Below are 16,238 nucleotides of genomic sequence, written 5' to 3' on the forward strand. Positions count from 1 at the left end.
TACTGAAGCGTACCGGCGTGGACTCGAGTTTCTGAGGTGGCAGATCAGTCACCTCCTTTGCAGGCGGTTGTTTGTCTCTGCGTGTTGAAAACGGGCCAATTTTGGATGGCGGAGTGTCTTTTTCAGTCTTACTGAAGCGTACCGGCGTGGACTCGAGTTTCTGAGGTGGCAGATCAGTCACCTCCTTTGCAGGCGGTTGTTTGTCTCCGCGTGTTGAAAGAGGGCCAATTTTGGATGGCGGAGGACTTGCCGGGGGGGCGAGCTTATTCTTTTTGGGAGGTAACTGATTTTTATCGTCTTGAACCGAATTACTTTTATCTGTTGGAAAATCCTGGTTGACTTTACTTCTATTGACCGCTGACACAACCATAACACCCCTCCAATATCTAATTTATATGGTTTGCTTATGTAAAACCCCAGATTTAATTCAAACATAGTTCAAGATTTAGGTAAAGAGTTAACTGTCATCTAACTTTCATACAGCAGAGATTATTGCCTCGGTTTATGTGCATAAGTCAGGTGGCGTGATTGTGTAGCAACCGGCGGAAACGGGAAGTTTCCAGCCGCGTTATACCAAATGTGGATGATTTGGACCGGTTGGGCCGGAGCCCTCTTCATCTCGCTGAAGCAGGAGGAATAGGCGCCTATAGCGGAACGCTGCCGCTCAAATAGCCTTATCATGGTCTTCAGACGGGTGATGGCTTCGCGTTTGGTGGTAAGCGCCTGACTGTAAGCGAGTCGGCCGAGCACTGGGGTGGGTTATCGCCGCAATACCTAACGATTGCCACCCGCCGGACCGAATGGTGGAACGAATTTGACATTTGATTCGCGCCTGCGTCACGCTTTCAGCTCAAATGTCAAATCCGGGAATGATCAAAGCGAATCACCAGAACGCATTAATAGGTGGAATTCTATGCGACCACGGGGCAGCCTTTTCGAGTTGTGCGGCCAGGGCGAAAAGGAGAGGTTCGCCACCGAAGGCCGCCGCGAAATGTGAGCCGATCGGCAGCCCGGCGGAGTTCCAATGCAACGGTACCGACATGGCAGGTTGACCGCTTGCGTTGAACAATGCCGTAAACGGAGAGAAGGAATGGAAGGTCTCGATGAGGCTGCCGATATCGTCTTCGTCCTTGACGACCAGTTCGCCGATCCTTGCAGGCGGTCGTGCCATCGTCGGTGTCAATAACACATCATAGCGCTGGAAAAGGGCAGCCATCCGCCTCCCGAAGGCATGAATATAATCAACAGCTGCTGCGTAATCCGCACCACTGAGATTGCCTTTGTCACGCAGAATTACACGGTGTCGGGCTTCCAGAAGCTGTTCGTCCATTGGATGGCCGGCCATGCGGCCCAGGAAGTTCATCAGGCTGCGTGTCTGCGAGCCGATGATTGTAAAGACCTGATCGTAGAATTCCAGTGCCTCGACCGGAAGGATGGTCTCCTCGACATGGTGACCAAGCGACTGGCATAGCTCTGCTGTCTTCTGTACCGCCTCGACACAATCCGCATGGCTTTGCCAAGGTGAGATATGTGATACGAGCCCTATGCGAAGTCCTTTCGGCGCGGCACCAGTGGCGGCCGAGAGAAGCGATTGAACATGATGCGGGGCAGCGTATGGGGCGCCGAGATCTGCACCGGCCAACTGATCAAGAGCAGCCGCACTGTCACGAACTGAAATGCTGATAACATGGCTGGTACTCATACCCGCCCATCCTTCACCAACCGCTGGGCCCATGGGGGTCAGACCTCTGGATGGCTTCAGACCAAATACGCCACAGGCTGATGCAGGGACGCGCAATGATCCGCCACCGTCGTTGCCATGCGCGACCGGAAGTACGCGAGCCGCGACCATGGCCGCCGCCCCACCGCTTGAGCCGCCGCAAATGTGGTCTAGCGACCAAGGATTGCGGGTAGCGCCGAAGAGCCTTGACTCTGTGGTATAGGACGATCCGAATTCGGGCGATGTGGTCGTTCCGAAGATGGTGAAGCCAGCCCGGCGAAGACGGATAGTAATTTCCGCGTCGAACGGCATGACGCTGTCCTTCAACGGCAACGAGCCGTTCGTCATCCGTGCGCCCCGGACTGGAGTGAAGAGGTCTTTGGTCAGGATCGGAACGCCTGCAAAAGGTCCCTCGGCAATGCCTGATTTGGCCTCTTCTGACGCTGTCTCGTAGAGCTTCTCGGCGATCGCGTTAAGCTGTGGATTGACCTTTTCAACCTTGCGGATGGCGTCAGAAAGGGCTTCGGCAGGTGTCAGGATGCCCTTCTGGATCTGAGACGCAAGATCCAGGCCGTCGGTTGTCGTCTTACTGGCTGAAATATTCATGTCAGATCCCTTTCAGTGTCATTTTTGTTGGCGGCGCAGTTTCGGGCGCCGCCAAGTTCGACTTTACCCGGCGACGGTCTGTTCGGGCTGCCTGCTTCTGGTGATTCCGACGAACAACCAGGCTGCCGCCAGTAGAGTAGCGAAGAGACCCCAAATGATGATCGCCGATGCGAGACCTGCAGGCATGCCGCCGAACGGTATTGCAATACCAGCGACAATAAGTGGGGAGGCGAACTGCCCGAGATACAGACAGGACGTGAATCCTCCGACGCCCCGTGCCCGCAAGCGCGGCGGCAGTTTCAGAAGCAGCGGAAGCGAGGCATTGGAAACGAGGAAGCCAGCTCCGAACCCTTGAATGACCATCGCAACCAACACGACTCCATAGGATGGGGCCAGCGCCAGTACAAATAGACCGCTCGCCATAAGAAGCAGCAGGAGGACGTTGACACCGGGTACACCAATTCGATCTCGCACGAACGACCAAGCGACCGAGCCGAGCAAGGTGCACAGGATCGCAAGTCCCGCCGCTGCACCGATCAATGAGGTGGAGGTCACGCCAAGGCCAACGAGAACCGTCGGTGTCTGAACTGTGACGACAAAGCAGGTGACCATACCGGCAAAGATCAGGAAGTAGGAAGAGGCAATGGTAAGCCTGAGCTTCTGCCCCGGAGCTGCAGGGACCGCAGTCTCTTCAGCGCGACGATCCGGCTCCCAGAGCCATGCCAGAATTGCCGGCATCATAAGCAATGGTGCAAGATAAAGCAGGAAGGGCGTTCGCCAGGACCCTTCTCCGGCAATGCCGCCGATCACGAAGAAGAGTGCTCCGACAACTCCGATCGTGATCACCTGACGGTTGATATAGCGCATTCTTTCTGCGGGTGCCCAGTAGTCGGCAATCAGCGTCGTGCAGCAGGTCATGATGATGGCTTCGGCGAAACCAAAAAACAGACGAGACAGCAGGATAAGCTTAATATCGGCGATAATCGCCGGGAGAGCACCGAACAGGGCGTAAAGAAGACAACCGACCAAAAGCATAGTCTTGCGTCCGAAGCGGTCTGCCAGAATGCCCGCAACAGGCGCGAACAGTGCAATGGCGAGTGCCGGAGCCGCTACGATCAAAGGCACCATATCGACCGATGCCGGATCGTTGGCAGCAACTTCTGCCGTAATCTTCGGCAACATCGGCGCGATCATCACGGAGCCCATGATTGTCAGGCTGCTGGCAAACTGGATAATCAACCCCTGCCGTGTGCCGGCGGTTCTGCTTTCGTGCGTTACATGTCCCATGGCAACCTCCTCAGAAGCTCATGGCTACACGAAGTGCGACGTTATAGCCTTCGGCACGGTTTTCAGCGCCGAATTCCTTGTAGGCATGCAGACTGACCAGCGGTAGACCCGGCTTGAAGAAGCTGATCGCCGGGCCAACGGCAAAGACTCGGGCGCGATTGCCGTCGGTGATGCCAGGCCCCTTGTCGTCGCTAATCTGCTGGTAGGCATAGCCAGCCACGCCGAACGTCCAATCCTGAACGTGTTGACCGATAGCGAATTCCTGTCGGTATTCGATGCCGCTTCGATAGTCGGTGTCCGGATTGACCGTATTGAAATTCAGCGTCGCCTGGGTGGAAATTTCGAAGCCGCTGTCGGAGAGATAGGTGACACCGAGAAACGGCGTAAACGTCCAGTGATTTGTGCCGGCATTGAAGGCATTCGACGTGCTGTAGGCTCCCGTCGGAGCCTGAACCTGGAGACCGGCATTGATGAACATGTTCGGAGGCGCCTGCCATCCGAGAATGAGAGGCAGGATCTGTATATCACCAACGCCGAAGTCATCACCAGCAATTGCGAGCGGCCCACCAGGGGTCCGTACATTGAGACGACCGTCGATGCTGATCATTGGCAGCACGCCACCGAAGCCGACCTTTGCACCGAATAGTTCCATGTCGGTCATATAGAAGTAGGCAAGCGCCAGAGATTCAACATTTATATTGAAGTTGTTGGGTATTTCGTTGCCTGATCCATCCTTCAATGTGGTTGCTGAGTAGTACGAGGCCCTGATCCCGACAGTGCCGTAGGGCGTGCTTGGCGGCAGAATTCCCGCACCGAAATCTGTGATCCCCATTGGGGTAATCGTTGCGCCTTGTTCGACAGCTAGAACTGGCTCGGAAAAGAGCGTCAGCATTGAAATCGCAGGTAGAGTAAGAAGTGCTGAGCGTTTGAGCACACGTTTAAAATTTGTCATTGATGTTCCCCAAGGTTTCTAGTTGAACCAGTGAGGAAACTGTAAAATGCTAGTCTGGAGCGCGTTATCCGTTTTGGGAAGTAACTGCGGTTTTACTTCGGTCGTTTTGATCACTATTGCGCAGCGTTTCCGAAGGGAGTTCGGCGAACATGTCTCTGTAATCGGCGGCGAACCGGCTTAAGTGCCAGAACCCCCACTGCGCGGCAATGTCGCCAATGACGGCGTTCTTGTTGTTGAGCCTCGCCTCAATCAACGCCTTTCGAACCATGTTTAACCGTTCTGCCCGAATAAACTCGGTGGCGGTCAGGCCAACGGATTTGTTGAAGCACGTCTGCAAATGGCGGCGGCTGATGCCTAAGTGCGCGGCAACCTCAGCGACGGTTGGTAGATCGGCGCCATCGCGGAACATCAGGCGACGCGCCTTGTCGATGATACGCTTGCTATTGGTATCGCTCACGGCCTCGATCTTGCGGGCTGAGGTAAGCGTCGTCAGCAGAAAATCAAAGACACAGTTTTGGACAGATGAGGCAACCGGCAAAAGCTGCATTGGTTGCACGGCGCTAAAATCCGACAGCAGCCGCAGAAATTGCGGGTCAAACGAAGGCCGCTCATCGTGCCACATGGCAATCGACGGAGAGGTGCGGATGTAGCCGGCCAGCCGGTCTTGCCCGTAGGTGGTCAGTTGTGCCGCGAGCCAAGCACGATTGATTGCGACATAGACGAGGTCAAGCGAGTGCGGTGTCACGATCTCCGGCAGAAACTGCCCATCCACCACGAGGCTGATCTGCGGATCAACCTCGTGCCCCGAAAGCCAGCCGGTACCTTGTGCATTGATAACGAAACTGAGAACGAGCGAGCCTGGCCAACTCGTGCCACGCTTCAGAAGCGACTTATCCGCTCGTTCGCGGAAGATCTGTATCATTCCGAGTTGCAGCGCAGAAAGCGAATAGGTGATCCTGCCCGGCGACATTTGCATGAGATCGAGTTGCCAGCCGCTCATGGCAAGCTCTGCTTCACCGAGCGAATGGACCGTTTTTGCGCAAAATTTTTGCGCTGCCCAACTGTCAGCAATTTCCATATCTACTGCCACCACGCCTTCCCCCTGAACTTGCTGTGTGATGGTCGGTCTTCAAGCGTCTCATCAATGAGTGAGACAGTTCATTTCATAGTATCATTATAATTGAATTTCCGAGTTTGATATTTGCTCTGAGAGCGTGCCGAAGAGGAAAACCAAATATCAAATTCATTCCACTATTGCCGAACATTATTTCATGTGGCCAACTTGATGTCCACTTCTAACCGTCGAAACGAGTTTTCACGCGAAGCGGAAGGTTTACTTTTTGCTCCCATATGCCAAGCGCAATAGCGGCTCTTCGATGAGCTTTGCTGCGCCGGATCCGGGTGGCGCACCATCACAAACTATGGTCGGCGGAATGTTTATGCTATTCGACCCCGCCACCCAGATAGGTTGCCATGACACGCGGATCGCTTGCCATGTCGGCCGCCTTGCCTTCGAGAACGAATTCGCCTGTGTCCATCACATAGGCATAATCCGCAACATCCAGCGCAGCGCGTGCATTCTGCTCGACAAGCAGGATTGAAACGCCTTGGTCGCGTAGTCCACGCACGCGTTTGAGAACATCGCGCACAATGGTGGGCGCAAGTCCAAGACTTGGCTCGTCGAGCAGGAGCAGGCGTGGCTGGGACATCAGTGCCCGGCCAATCGCCAACATCTGCCGTTCCCCTCCGGAAAGGGTCTGCGCCAGCTGCGCCTGTCGTTCCGCCAGCCTCGGAAACTGCTCAAAAACGCTTTCTAGGCTGTTCTTGACGTAGGCCTTGTCGCGGCGACGGACGAACGCACCCAAAAGCAGGTTGTCGAGAACTGGCATGTCACCGAATAGAGCCCTCTGTTCCGGCACCAGGCAAAAGCCTCGTTCCACTCTGTCTTCAACGGTCATGCGTGACAGGTCTTCTCCTTGATACCTTGCCCGCCCGCTCCAGGGCAGAAGCCCTGCCGCGGCGGAAAGGAGCGTGGTCTTGCCAGCCCCGTTTGCGCCGATCACGGTGGTAATCTGCCCCTCGCCAAGTGCAAGGTTGACACCACGCACGGCCTCAACCTTGCCATAGGCCACATGGATGGCTTCCAACGATAACAAAGCGTCGTTCATGCGAGACCTCCGAGATAAGCTTCCTGTACAGCCGGGTCCCGGCGGATTGTCGTTGGATCGCCTTCACGCAATTTCTGTCCGAAGACCATGACGACGATACGATCCACGAGATTCATGACGAAATCCATGTCGTGTTCGACGATCAGGATGGTCAAACCGTCGTCACGCAGTTTTCTCAGAAGTGCGGCAAGCGCATCCTTCTCCTTCTTGCGAAGGCCGGCCGCCGGCTCGTCGAGGATCAAGAGGACCGGATCGAGTGCCAGGGCACGGGCAATCTCCAGCACCCTTTGCTGACCCAGCGGCAGGTCTCCAGCCAGATCGTGCGCACGCTCGGCAAGACCAACCTGCTCCAGCCGCATGAGTGCTTCAAGCCGAGCGCGCTCTTCTTCCTCACGGTCGAGCTTGAGGCCGCTTTTGATGTAGCCAGCCTGGGTGCGCAGGTAGGTGCCGCCAACCACATTATCGAGCAGGGACATGGCGGGGCGCAATTTCACATGCTGGAAGGTGCGTGCGCAACCAAGGGCGGCGATCTGGCGTTGTGACAGGCGTCTGGTGTCCTTGCCAAGAAAGCGCACAGTGCCGCTGCTGACAGATAGCGTTCCCGTAATCAGGTTGAACATAGTGCTTTTTCCGGCGCCGTTAGGGCCGATCAGACCGACAATCTCGCCCGCCTTGACGTTGAAACTCACCTTGTTGACAGCGACAAGACCGCCGAAACGTCGCTCCACCGCATCAACCTCCAGCACTGTTTCGCCGGTCGCTGGCAACCTCCGCTTTGGCAAAAGGCCCGCCTGGACATCGACCGGACGCGGCATGCGTTTGACCAGTTTGAGAACCAGTGGCATCAGCCCGCTTCGCGCAAAACGCAGGATGAGGATCAGCATCAGCGCAAAGGCCACCTGCTCCAGTTGGGCAGGATTATCCGTAAGGTGCGGTAGCAGATCCTGAAGCCAGTTCTTGATCAGAACGATGAGGCTGGCCCCAACTGTTGCTCCCGCAACTTGAGAGGCGCCTCCAGTCATTGCCATCAGCAGGTATTCGATGGAGATCTTTACCTCAAACGGCGCCGGGCTGATGAAGCGGGTCATATGGGCATAGAGCCAGCCAGCGAGACCTGCAAGAATCCCTGCTATCACAAACACCCGCAGCCTCGTGCGGAATGTGTCCATGCCGATGCTTCCCATGAGATGCGCGCCGCCGCGCAGGAGACGCAGCGCCCTGCCCTCACGCGAGTCGAGCAGGTTCAGGCAAAAGAGCGTCGCCAGAAGCGTGAAGGTCCATATGAGATAGTACATCGCCGTCTGCGACATGAAGGAGACCGGTCCGAGCGTGATGGGCGGAATGTTCAGCATGCCGCTATGACGGCCGAGTGGCTCCAGATTGCCGAAGAGATAATAGATCGACAGGCCCCAGGCGATTGTCGACAACGGCAGGAAGTGTCCGCCCAGCCTGAGCGTAATTGCGCCGATGGCCAGAGCACTGGCCGCCGTGAGGGCGAGGGCGAACACCAGACCCAGCCATGGCGACCAGCCAAGCGCAGTTGTCAGCCAGCCGGTGGTGTAGGCGGCGATGCCTACAAAGGCTGCTTGACCGAACGACATCATGCCGCCGATGCCTGTCAGCAGAACAAGGCCCAGGACAACAAGCGAACTAACGCCGACATGGCTCATGAGGGTGACGAGAAAGGGAGGTGCCACGGCCGGGAGCGCCAGTAGCGCAAGGACCGCGAAAAGGGCGAATGAACGGGCGGGGATCATCTCAGGCAAGCTCCTCGATTTCTTCGTCGCCGTCTCGATGAACGGCAAATGAGCGCCAGATCAGGACGGGAATGACAACGCTGAAGATGATGATTTCCTTATAGTCACTCGCAAGAAATGAGGCCCAGCTTTCGAGGATGCCGATGAACACGGAGCCTATGGCCGTGATCGGATAGCTGGCCATGCCGCCGATGATTGCGCCCACGGAAGCCTTAAGCCCGATCATGAAGCCGGAATCGTAGTACATGGTGGTCACGGGCGCGATCAGAATGCCCACGATTGCCGCAAGTCCGGAGGCGATGAGGTATGCCGTCGCGGCTGCTCGCTCGGGCCGGATGCCCATGAGCCGTGCTCCGACGCGGTTTGACGCAGTGGCGCGCAGGGCCTTGCCCGTGATGGAGCGGCCAAAGAACAAATAGAAGACGAAGCTCAGCAGCAGGGCCACAATCATCATCAAGATCTGTTGTGCCGGCACGACGACACCGCCCGGCAGCGTAGTGACGCCGTCGAGAATGGGGTTCGTGCGCACGCCCTCGGGCCCGAAGACGATAAGGCCGATGCCGGCGATCAGGAAATGAACAGCGATTGCCACGATGAAGAGAATAAGCGTCGATGATGTGGCAAGGGGCCTTAGCGTCAGGCGGTCTATCAGTACACCCATAGGCAGGATCAAGGCCATCGTCGTAACAATCCGCAGTGCTTCCGGCACATCCTGTTTGGCGATCATCAGCCCGACGATGCAGGGTATGAGCGGCAAGACGGCGTAGAAGAAAATGGCATGCGGCAAACGCCGGGCGGTGCCGTTGCGCAGATGGGTCATGCACTCCGCCAGACAGGCAAGAGCCGCCATGGCCGCTACGAGCCAGATCGAGCCGGGCACGGTACGGCTTTGAAAGGCCGCAAGCGTTAGCGCTGCAAAGGCAGCAATATCCCCGGAGGGAATGAAGATCACGCGGGTTACCGAGAAAACCAGCACGAAACCCAGCCCGGCAAGCAGGTAAATCGCGCCGGTCGACAGCCCGTCGATCAGCAAAATCAATATGATGTCCAAAGACATTTGCGGACTCCCGAACATGGTGCAAGTCGGCCTCGGTCGAGGCCGGCGAATGGCGGCGGATACATGTATCCGCCGCGTCCAGCTCCATGGTTCAGGAGATGAGCTGCCAGGCACCTTTCTCGAGTTTTACCAGAACGCGAGAGCGTTCGTCATTGCCGTAGCGCGAGCCCGGCTTGAAAGTGTAGACCCCATGCGAGCCGACCACTTCGCTGGCATTGGTGAGAGCCTCGCGCATTGCAAGCTTGAATTCCGCCGTGCCCGGTGCCGCGGTCTTGATCGCAGTTTCGGCGGCAGTAAGGAATAGGATCCAGGCATCGAACGAGTAGCCGGAAAAGGCATTCGGCACGGCATCTGGCTGTGTTGCCTTCAGTGCCCTGGCGAATTCCTTTGAGACCGCCTTGGTTGGGTTGGAGTCTGGTAGCTGCTCGAAGACCACGACCGGGCCGGTGGATGCGATCAGACCTTCCACGGCGCTACCGCCAACCTTGACGAATGCCGGGTTGATGATGGCGGGCGTTCCGTAGAACTGGCCCTTGTAGCCGCGCTCCCGCAACGCAAGATAGGGAAGTGCCCCGGGCGTGCCGGAACCGCCAGCGACGAATACGTCCGGACGGGTTGCGAAGACCTTAAGTGCCTGTCCCGTTACGGAGGTATCGGCGCGGGCGTATCTTTCGTTCGATGTGACCTTGATCCCAGCGGCTGGCGTCGCTTCTATAAGCGCATTGTAAACGAGGTCGCCCCAAGGGTCGGCAAAACCCATGTATCCAACCGATTTGACGCCTGCTTGCTTCATGTGGGCTACTGCGCCCGCAATCATCAGTGGCGCAGGCTGCGGTATGGTAATTGTCCAATTGCCGGGCTCACCCTGGGGATTGGCGTTGGCAATACAGATCAACGGTGTCTTGGTTTCGGCGCATACGGTGGCGATTGCAAGCGCCCCTGGCGAACCTGCCGTGCCGATGATCACATCGACATTATTTTCCTGAATGAGCTTGCGCGCGTTGACTGCAGCAATGGTCGGATCGGATGCATCGTCCAGCGCGATCAGCTTGACTGTCTTGCCAGCAACCTGATTCTTGAAGGCGACAGCTGCCTTCAACCCCTGGTCATAGGGTATGCCGAGCGAAGATACAGGTCCGGACATCGAGGTGATGAAGCCAACGACAATGGTGCCGTCTGCGGCGCGGGCCGGTGACACCAAGCCCGTCGGCAAGGTCGACATCGCTGCGGCTGCCGCAAAAGTACTTGCACTGGTTTTGAGGAACTGCCGGCGGCCGAGATCGCCTGCTGTGCGCGTCAATAGCGAATGGATGGAACCCAGATTTTTCATGTCATGCTCCCCTGAGAGTTGAGTAAGATCTCGTTTGTGAAGATCCAGACGCTGCGGGCATTGTTTCGCCTCATCAGAGCATCCGGCAAAGCTTTGCCGTTGACGGACTTCGCACGCGAAGGCCGCCTCCCATCATTTTGGCACTATGGCCGCCAAAAAAGAAAATTCACGTGAAAATTCTACTTTTCGACTTGATGATTTTCAAGCGCCGTTCTGTTGTTCACGTCGAATTCTTCTTCGAATTCAGACTTCTCCTTTCATTTTGTCTTATGCGTTCGAATGGATGGGCCATCGGGCCCAGAAGGATTCTGTCTCTGGCGTAAGAGTTGCGAATAGTGGATTTTTCCACTATCGCCTTGAGCGTCGACTTGGCGCGCAAGCAGTTGCTGCTTCGGCGCCGAAGCTTTCCGAGAAGCCCGAAAGACCAAACAGGCGCGAGAAACCCATGTCTGAAAACACAGCCTCCAATGCTGCCAACCACACTGGAGTCACCGCAGAAAAACGAATGAAGAAAGATTGGCCGTTTTATTGGGTCTCTCGGGTGAATGCACGCTATGCACAAGTTCTGGAACGTCGGCTTAAGCCGTTGGATCTCGATGTGGCCCGCTGGCGCGTTCTGATGTCGCTGTACGAGGACGAACACCTGAGCGTCTCGGAAATCGCCGATTATGCTGTTATCAAGCTCAACACCGTGACGAAGATAGTTCAGCGCATGATTGCCGACGGACTTGTTGTCACACGCGTCCGGCCCAATGACGGGCGCGTGACCGAAGTCTGCCTCACCCCTGAAGGGGACCGTCTGCGTCGTCTCGCCCGCAAGGAGGCCGACCACGTTTTTGCCTCTTCCTTCGTCAACATTACGCCGGACCAGCTGGCGCAACTGAACAGCCTTCTGGAGAACGTATTCCAGCAACTCGAAGGGGCGTGAGGTTGTATAGGCCATCAATGCGGCTTCAGCGGATGGAAGGCACGGTCAAACCATACGAGGCCGTTGGCTTCCCCTTCAGCAACCTCGGTCGAGATCACTTCGCAAAAAAAGACGCTGTGCGTGCCACGAAGCTGCTGATCGACAATGCGGCAGTCGAAGGCAACTGCGGCATTCGCCAGAACCGGTGCACCCGTCGTCCGCACGTGCCATTCGGTGGTGGCGAAACGATCTTCGCCGGTCCAGCGAGCGAAGGCACGTGAGAGATCTTGATGCGCAGGGCCTAGAACATTAACGCAGATGGCACCGTTTTGAACGAAGGCATCGTGCGAGAATGCTCTGCTGTTGATGCAGACAAGTAGCGTCGGTGGCTGGTCGGTGACCGAGCACACGGCTGAGACCGTGAGGCCGTGGCGCCCAGCCGGACCGTCTGTGGTGACGATGTTAACGGCAGCGCCCAGACGGCTCATACCGTTTCGAAACGCCTGCGCTTCAGGAGTGGGAGGTTGAGGAGCGGTATCTTGGGTCATTGTCATACATCCAATACCAGGGTGGGAGTGGCAGCGCGTGAGCAGCAGGCGCAGATCATTGAGCATTCCTCGCGCTCCTCATCGGTGAGGAACTTGTCGCGATGGTCGGGTATGCCTTCCATTACATCCGTGACGCAGGTGCCGCACACACCTTCCTCGCATTTCACTTCGATCTTCACACCGGCAGCGGCAAGCGCTTTCGCAATTGTGTTACCTTCCTCGACGCGCACCGTGACGCCGGAGCGCTTGGCAACGACTTCGAACCCGCCGCCCGACTGGTCGACATTCGCCGAGAAGTATTCGCGGTGAACATTTGCCTTGGCATGGCCTGCACCTTCTGCGGTGCTGATCACCCAGTCCATGAAACCCTGAGGGCCGCAGACATAGAGATGGGTGTCGGGGGCTGGAGCAGGGAGATCCCGTACAAGATCGAGCCGCTGCTCTGCCGCCTGATCGTCGAAATGGAAAACCACCTTACTGCCCCAGGGCGCAGTTGCGATGAGGCCCCGGAAGGCTGTCACGTTTTCCGAGCGTGTGCAGTAGTGCAGCACAAAATCGCGCCCGAGCGCGTGCAGGCGCTGCGCCATGGCGAGCATGGGCGTGATTCCGATGCCGCCGCCTAGGAGGACTGACTTTTCAGCCGTCTCCTCCAGTGGAAAGTGGTTGCGAGGGCCTTCGACCTCGAAGGTGGTGCCGATCTGTGCAAGCCGATGCACTGCAAGCGAGCCTCCGCGCGATTTCGGGTCCAGTAGCACGCCGATTTCATAAGCGTCCTGCGTTGCCGGATTGGAGCAGAGCGAATACTGCCGCCAAAGGTCCATGGAGCCTTCGACGAGATGCAGATCGAGATGCGCGCCGGCCTCGAAGGTCGGCAGCATTGCACCTGACGCTTCAACAAGCCTCAGGTGCAGGATGTTGCCGGGCTCTTCGATCCGTTCGGCAACTTTCAGTTTCAGTGCGTTTGTGCTCATGACTGCCTCCTCATCGCATGTAGATGCCGCCATTGACGTCCCAGCAGGCGCCACTGACGAAGGATGCTTTCGGCCCGGCGAGAAGCGCCACCAGTTCGGCGACGAAGACCGGATCGCCGAGCTCTCCGACCGGGATATTGGCGAGCGCCGCCGCCATCTTTTCCGGCGTGATCACAGAGCGGACCATGGGCGTGTCCATTGGTCCCGGCGCGATTGCATTGCAGGTCACGCCATAGGGGGCGAGATCGCGGGCAAAAACCTTGGTGAGCGTCAGGATCGCGCCCTTGGAGGCCGCATAATGCGCGCCCGTTGCGGTGCCGCCATTCTGGCCCGCCAGCGACGCCAGATTGACGATCCGCCCATAGCCGCGAGCCTTGAAATGCCGACCGAAGATCTGGCTGCCAACAAAGGTACCGCCGGCATTGGTCGCCAGGATCGCGTTGAAGTCGGCGGGGTCGATATCGAGGACCGGTTTGACCGCTGTGCGCGCGGCATTGTTGACCAGCACTTCCACCGACCCCCAGCGCTCGACGCATTTGTCGAGAACCTCCTGAAAGTCTGCGGGCTTCATGACGTCCAGCGTTGCTGTCACCGCCATTTCTCCGGCAAGGTCGAGTTCGGAAGCGAGCGACGCGCCTGCCTCTGCCTCGACGTCGGTGATGACGACACGGAAGCCTGAACTATGGAGTGAGCGCACGATCTCCGCCCCAAGGCCACGGGCGCCGCCCGTCACCACGGCGGTCTGGATCTTTTCAGGAAGAGGGGCCGCCATCAGAACAGATAGCTGAACGAGTTCAGCACCCCATCTGAGTTGAGCAGACGCACCACCTTGGCGCGGATCTTGAAGCCCTGTTCCGAAACGACCAGCGTGTGCTTCATATTTGCTGCCCAGACGCGCTGGCGGCCGAACTTGTCCTCAATCACATGCTCGGCACTGGAAACCGTCACCGTATCACCCTCAGCGCTGTCAATGACAAAGCGGGAGACCGTGCGCACGGTAAGCGCCGGCGGGGCCGAGGAAATCGAGAAGCCCTGCTTGAAGCGCTGGATACGGTCGCGCCGCATCCGGTCGTTGTCGTGGCAGAGGTTCAACTGATTGTCAAAATCCTCGCCTTCACCGATCGGCAGGGTGTAGAAGCCTTCGGTTAGCCAGAGCGCCAGCCAGGCGTCGTAATCCTTGTCGTCCAGCAGAGCGGCTTCCGCCCACAGAAAGGCGCTGACCTTTTGCAGCAGCCCAAGATCGTTCACGTTGCTGATCATGTTCATCGCGACATCATCCTCTTCCACATCTTGTAGGCGGCGCGCATGCCGGTTTCGGCGCTGATATGGCCTCGGGGGCCAAGCGTGCCGGGTGTTTCGTCGACCAGGCCGCGATTGACCAGGATCGGCAGATCCTCCCCGCCCTTGGTGCCGCGCTGCACGCGTTCCCACACTTCCGCATCGTCTGGCGAGCCAAAGCCCATGGGGCCCTGGAAATGCTCGTGCAGGCGAAGGCGCATACGGTTTGCGGCAGCCGGACCGCCCTCCATGCCCAGAGCGATATGGCGGATATCGGTCTTCTCCACGTTGACAGGTGTCAGCACACGGAAGAAGGCGAGGGAGAAGGAGACGTTGGGAAACAGGTTAAGGTTGAAGCCCGCACCGCCCACAGCACGCACAATCTTCAAGACCTGATCTTCCGGGTAGCCATCGTCGCGCAACTCCTTGACGAGCGGCTGGAAGCGCTCCTCGATGGGATCGTCGAGATGCTCGTCGAGATCGATGCGCTCGGGGATCATCACCATGACCGAGTGGCCGTTGCCCAGATCCTCGACATAGCCCTTGCCGGTATCGAGGAACTTGAATGCCTCTTCCGCATCGCCGTCGAGCGACTGCATGAAGCTCTTGTGCACGACCGGGAAATGATAGGCGTCGGTCGTATTTTCGAGCTGAACCTTCCAGTTCATCGGTACGGAGAACTGATGCTCGCCCAGAACCTTGACCGGGAAACCGCCACCCTGCTTCATGAACAGGTCTATATAGCGGCACACTTCCGGCCCCAGGAAATCGACCAGCGGCTCGATCTCGTCGTTGAAGGTCGCGAAGATCATGCCGTTATAGCTTTCGGTGCGCAGCGTCTTGAGGCCATGCGCGCCCTTGTCGAAATCTGCGCCATATTGTTCGGGATAGGGCAGGCCGCGCAGCGATCCATCGAGACCATAGCCCCAGCCATGATACGGGCACTGGAAGGACGAGGTCTTGCCCTTCTTGACCTCGCAGACGGTCGCGGCGCGGTGGCGACACCGATTAACCAGTACGTTCACCTCGCCCTTGCGGTCACGCACTACTATGACTGGTTCGAGCCCGACATTCGAAAGCTTGAAAGACCCCTTATCCGCCAGTTCGCTGTCATGGGCGACCCACACCCAGGTCCGCTTGAAGATGCGCTCCATCTCCTCGCTGAAAAGATCGGCATCCTCGTACATCGATGTCGCAACTTTAGCATCGGGTGAGTAGAGCGCGTCGAGATCGCTGAATTTTTCGCTAGCGTGCAACATGGCAGCTCCTTTCAAATCTCAAAGTTCGGGAATGGTGAGCGCTCGGCCCATGCGGGCCTCAACGCGCATGTATTTCCAAAGGCGATGATCCTCGTCATCGACAACGATGGTTCTCAGCAGGTTACAGGCGGCAATCACCGACTGGCGGTCAGGGAAATCGCACAGCATGTACCAGGTCCAGGGAAAGGAGGGCGATGTGCCGACCTGCGTCTGGTCGTCATCCAGCGTGCCGAGGACGGTCACGCCTTCCAGTTTTGAAACTCCAGACATAAAGGCCTGCGTTGCCTTCCATACGCCGCCGATCTGGCCGAAAGGCAGATCGAAGAAGGAGGGCTGCACGGCAAGGCATAGAAGCGTGCGGATGGGTGTCGGTTCTGACATGGTGTCAATCCTGTCGG

Annotated in this window: 15 protein-coding genes and 1 pseudogene; 1 reads left to right on the forward strand and 15 read right to left on the reverse strand. The window is 57.6% G+C overall.

Annotated features, from left to right (window positions below; translation table 11 throughout):
- The 9 genes and pseudogenes from MUU53_RS04145 to MUU53_RS04185 all read right to left on the reverse strand — a co-directional run.
- A pseudogene (locus MUU53_RS04145) lies at positions 1-370 on the reverse strand (hypothetical protein); the annotation flags it as partial.
- A 513-nt stretch (positions 371-883) separates the two neighbouring features.
- Entirely contained in the window at positions 884-2,326 is a 1,443-nt protein-coding gene (locus tag MUU53_RS04150) for an amidase (RefSeq protein WP_247259748.1), read from the reverse strand.
- 63 nt (positions 2,327-2,389) lie between these two features.
- Positions 2,390-3,613 carry an MFS transporter gene (locus MUU53_RS04155; RefSeq protein WP_247259749.1) on the reverse strand — a complete coding sequence of 408 codons (1,224 nt, stop codon included), beginning with the start codon at positions 3,611-3,613 and terminating at the stop codon, positions 2,390-2,392.
- A gap of 10 nt (positions 3,614-3,623) precedes the next feature.
- Positions 3,624-4,565, reverse strand: a complete 942-nt coding sequence (locus MUU53_RS04160) for a SphA family protein (protein ID WP_247259750.1) — start codon at positions 4,563-4,565, stop codon at positions 3,624-3,626.
- A 64-nt stretch (positions 4,566-4,629) separates the two neighbouring features.
- The gene (locus MUU53_RS04165) at positions 4,630-5,643 is read right to left on the reverse strand and encodes a helix-turn-helix domain-containing protein (RefSeq protein ID WP_247259751.1); all 1,014 of its coding nucleotides are present in this window, start codon (positions 5,641-5,643) and stop codon (positions 4,630-4,632) included.
- A 364-nt stretch (positions 5,644-6,007) separates the two neighbouring features.
- Positions 6,008-6,733 carry an ABC transporter ATP-binding protein gene (locus tag MUU53_RS04170; RefSeq protein ID WP_247259752.1) on the reverse strand — a complete coding sequence of 242 codons (726 nt, stop codon included), beginning with the start codon at positions 6,731-6,733 and terminating at the stop codon, positions 6,008-6,010.
- Positions 6,730-8,490, reverse strand: coding sequence for a branched-chain amino acid ABC transporter ATP-binding protein/permease (locus MUU53_RS04175; protein ID WP_247259753.1), 1,761 nt, complete (start codon positions 8,488-8,490; stop codon positions 6,730-6,732). Before MUU53_RS04175 ends, MUU53_RS04170 begins: the two co-directional genes overlap by 4 nt.
- Before the next feature lies 1 nt (position 8,491).
- Positions 8,492-9,547, reverse strand: a complete 1,056-nt coding sequence (locus MUU53_RS04180) for a branched-chain amino acid ABC transporter permease (RefSeq protein ID WP_247259754.1) — start codon at positions 9,545-9,547, stop codon at positions 8,492-8,494.
- A 91-nt stretch (positions 9,548-9,638) separates the two neighbouring features.
- Positions 9,639-10,877 carry an ABC transporter substrate-binding protein gene (locus MUU53_RS04185; protein ID WP_247259755.1) on the reverse strand — a complete coding sequence of 413 codons (1,239 nt, stop codon included), beginning with the start codon at positions 10,875-10,877 and terminating at the stop codon, positions 9,639-9,641.
- A gap of 145 nt (positions 10,878-11,022) precedes the next feature.
- Here MUU53_RS04185 and MUU53_RS04190 point away from each other — a divergent pair, with 145 nt between their 5' ends.
- Positions 11,023-11,805 carry a MarR family winged helix-turn-helix transcriptional regulator gene (locus MUU53_RS04190; RefSeq protein ID WP_247259756.1) on the forward strand — a complete coding sequence of 261 codons (783 nt, stop codon included), beginning with the start codon at positions 11,023-11,025 and terminating at the stop codon, positions 11,803-11,805.
- 14 nt (positions 11,806-11,819) lie between these two features.
- Here the strand turns inward: MUU53_RS04190 and MUU53_RS04195 are convergent, their stop codons facing one another.
- From MUU53_RS04195 to MUU53_RS04220, 6 genes are read right to left on the reverse strand one after another with little or no spacing between them, the layout of a single operon-like run.
- Positions 11,820-12,332, reverse strand: coding sequence for a flavin reductase (locus MUU53_RS04195; RefSeq protein ID WP_247259757.1), 513 nt, complete (start codon positions 12,330-12,332; stop codon positions 11,820-11,822).
- 2 nt (positions 12,333-12,334) lie between these two features.
- The gene (locus tag MUU53_RS04200) at positions 12,335-13,303 is read right to left on the reverse strand and encodes a PDR/VanB family oxidoreductase (RefSeq protein WP_247259758.1); all 969 of its coding nucleotides are present in this window, start codon (positions 13,301-13,303) and stop codon (positions 12,335-12,337) included.
- Positions 13,304-13,313: 10 nt separating this feature from the next.
- On the reverse strand, positions 13,314-14,075 hold the full coding sequence (locus MUU53_RS04205; protein ID WP_247259759.1) for an SDR family NAD(P)-dependent oxidoreductase: 762 nt from the start codon (positions 14,073-14,075) through the stop codon (positions 13,314-13,316).
- A complete protein-coding gene (locus MUU53_RS04210) occupies positions 14,075-14,569 on the reverse strand; it encodes an aromatic-ring-hydroxylating dioxygenase subunit beta (protein ID WP_247259760.1) in 495 nt (164 codons plus the stop codon). The genes MUU53_RS04205 and MUU53_RS04210 overlap by 1 nt, the downstream gene beginning before the upstream one ends.
- On the reverse strand, positions 14,566-15,840 hold the full coding sequence (locus MUU53_RS04215) for an aromatic ring-hydroxylating oxygenase subunit alpha (RefSeq protein ID WP_247259761.1): 1,275 nt from the start codon (positions 15,838-15,840) through the stop codon (positions 14,566-14,568). The genes MUU53_RS04210 and MUU53_RS04215 overlap by 4 nt, the downstream gene beginning before the upstream one ends.
- Before the next feature lie 18 nt (positions 15,841-15,858).
- The gene (locus MUU53_RS04220; protein ID WP_247259762.1) at positions 15,859-16,221 is read right to left on the reverse strand and encodes a hypothetical protein; all 363 of its coding nucleotides are present in this window, start codon (positions 16,219-16,221) and stop codon (positions 15,859-15,861) included.
- Positions 16,222-16,238: the final 17 nt, after the last annotated feature.

Source organism: Affinirhizobium lemnae, assembly GCF_022968395.1.
GTDB lineage: Bacteria > Pseudomonadota > Alphaproteobacteria > Rhizobiales > Rhizobiaceae > Neorhizobium > Neorhizobium lemnae.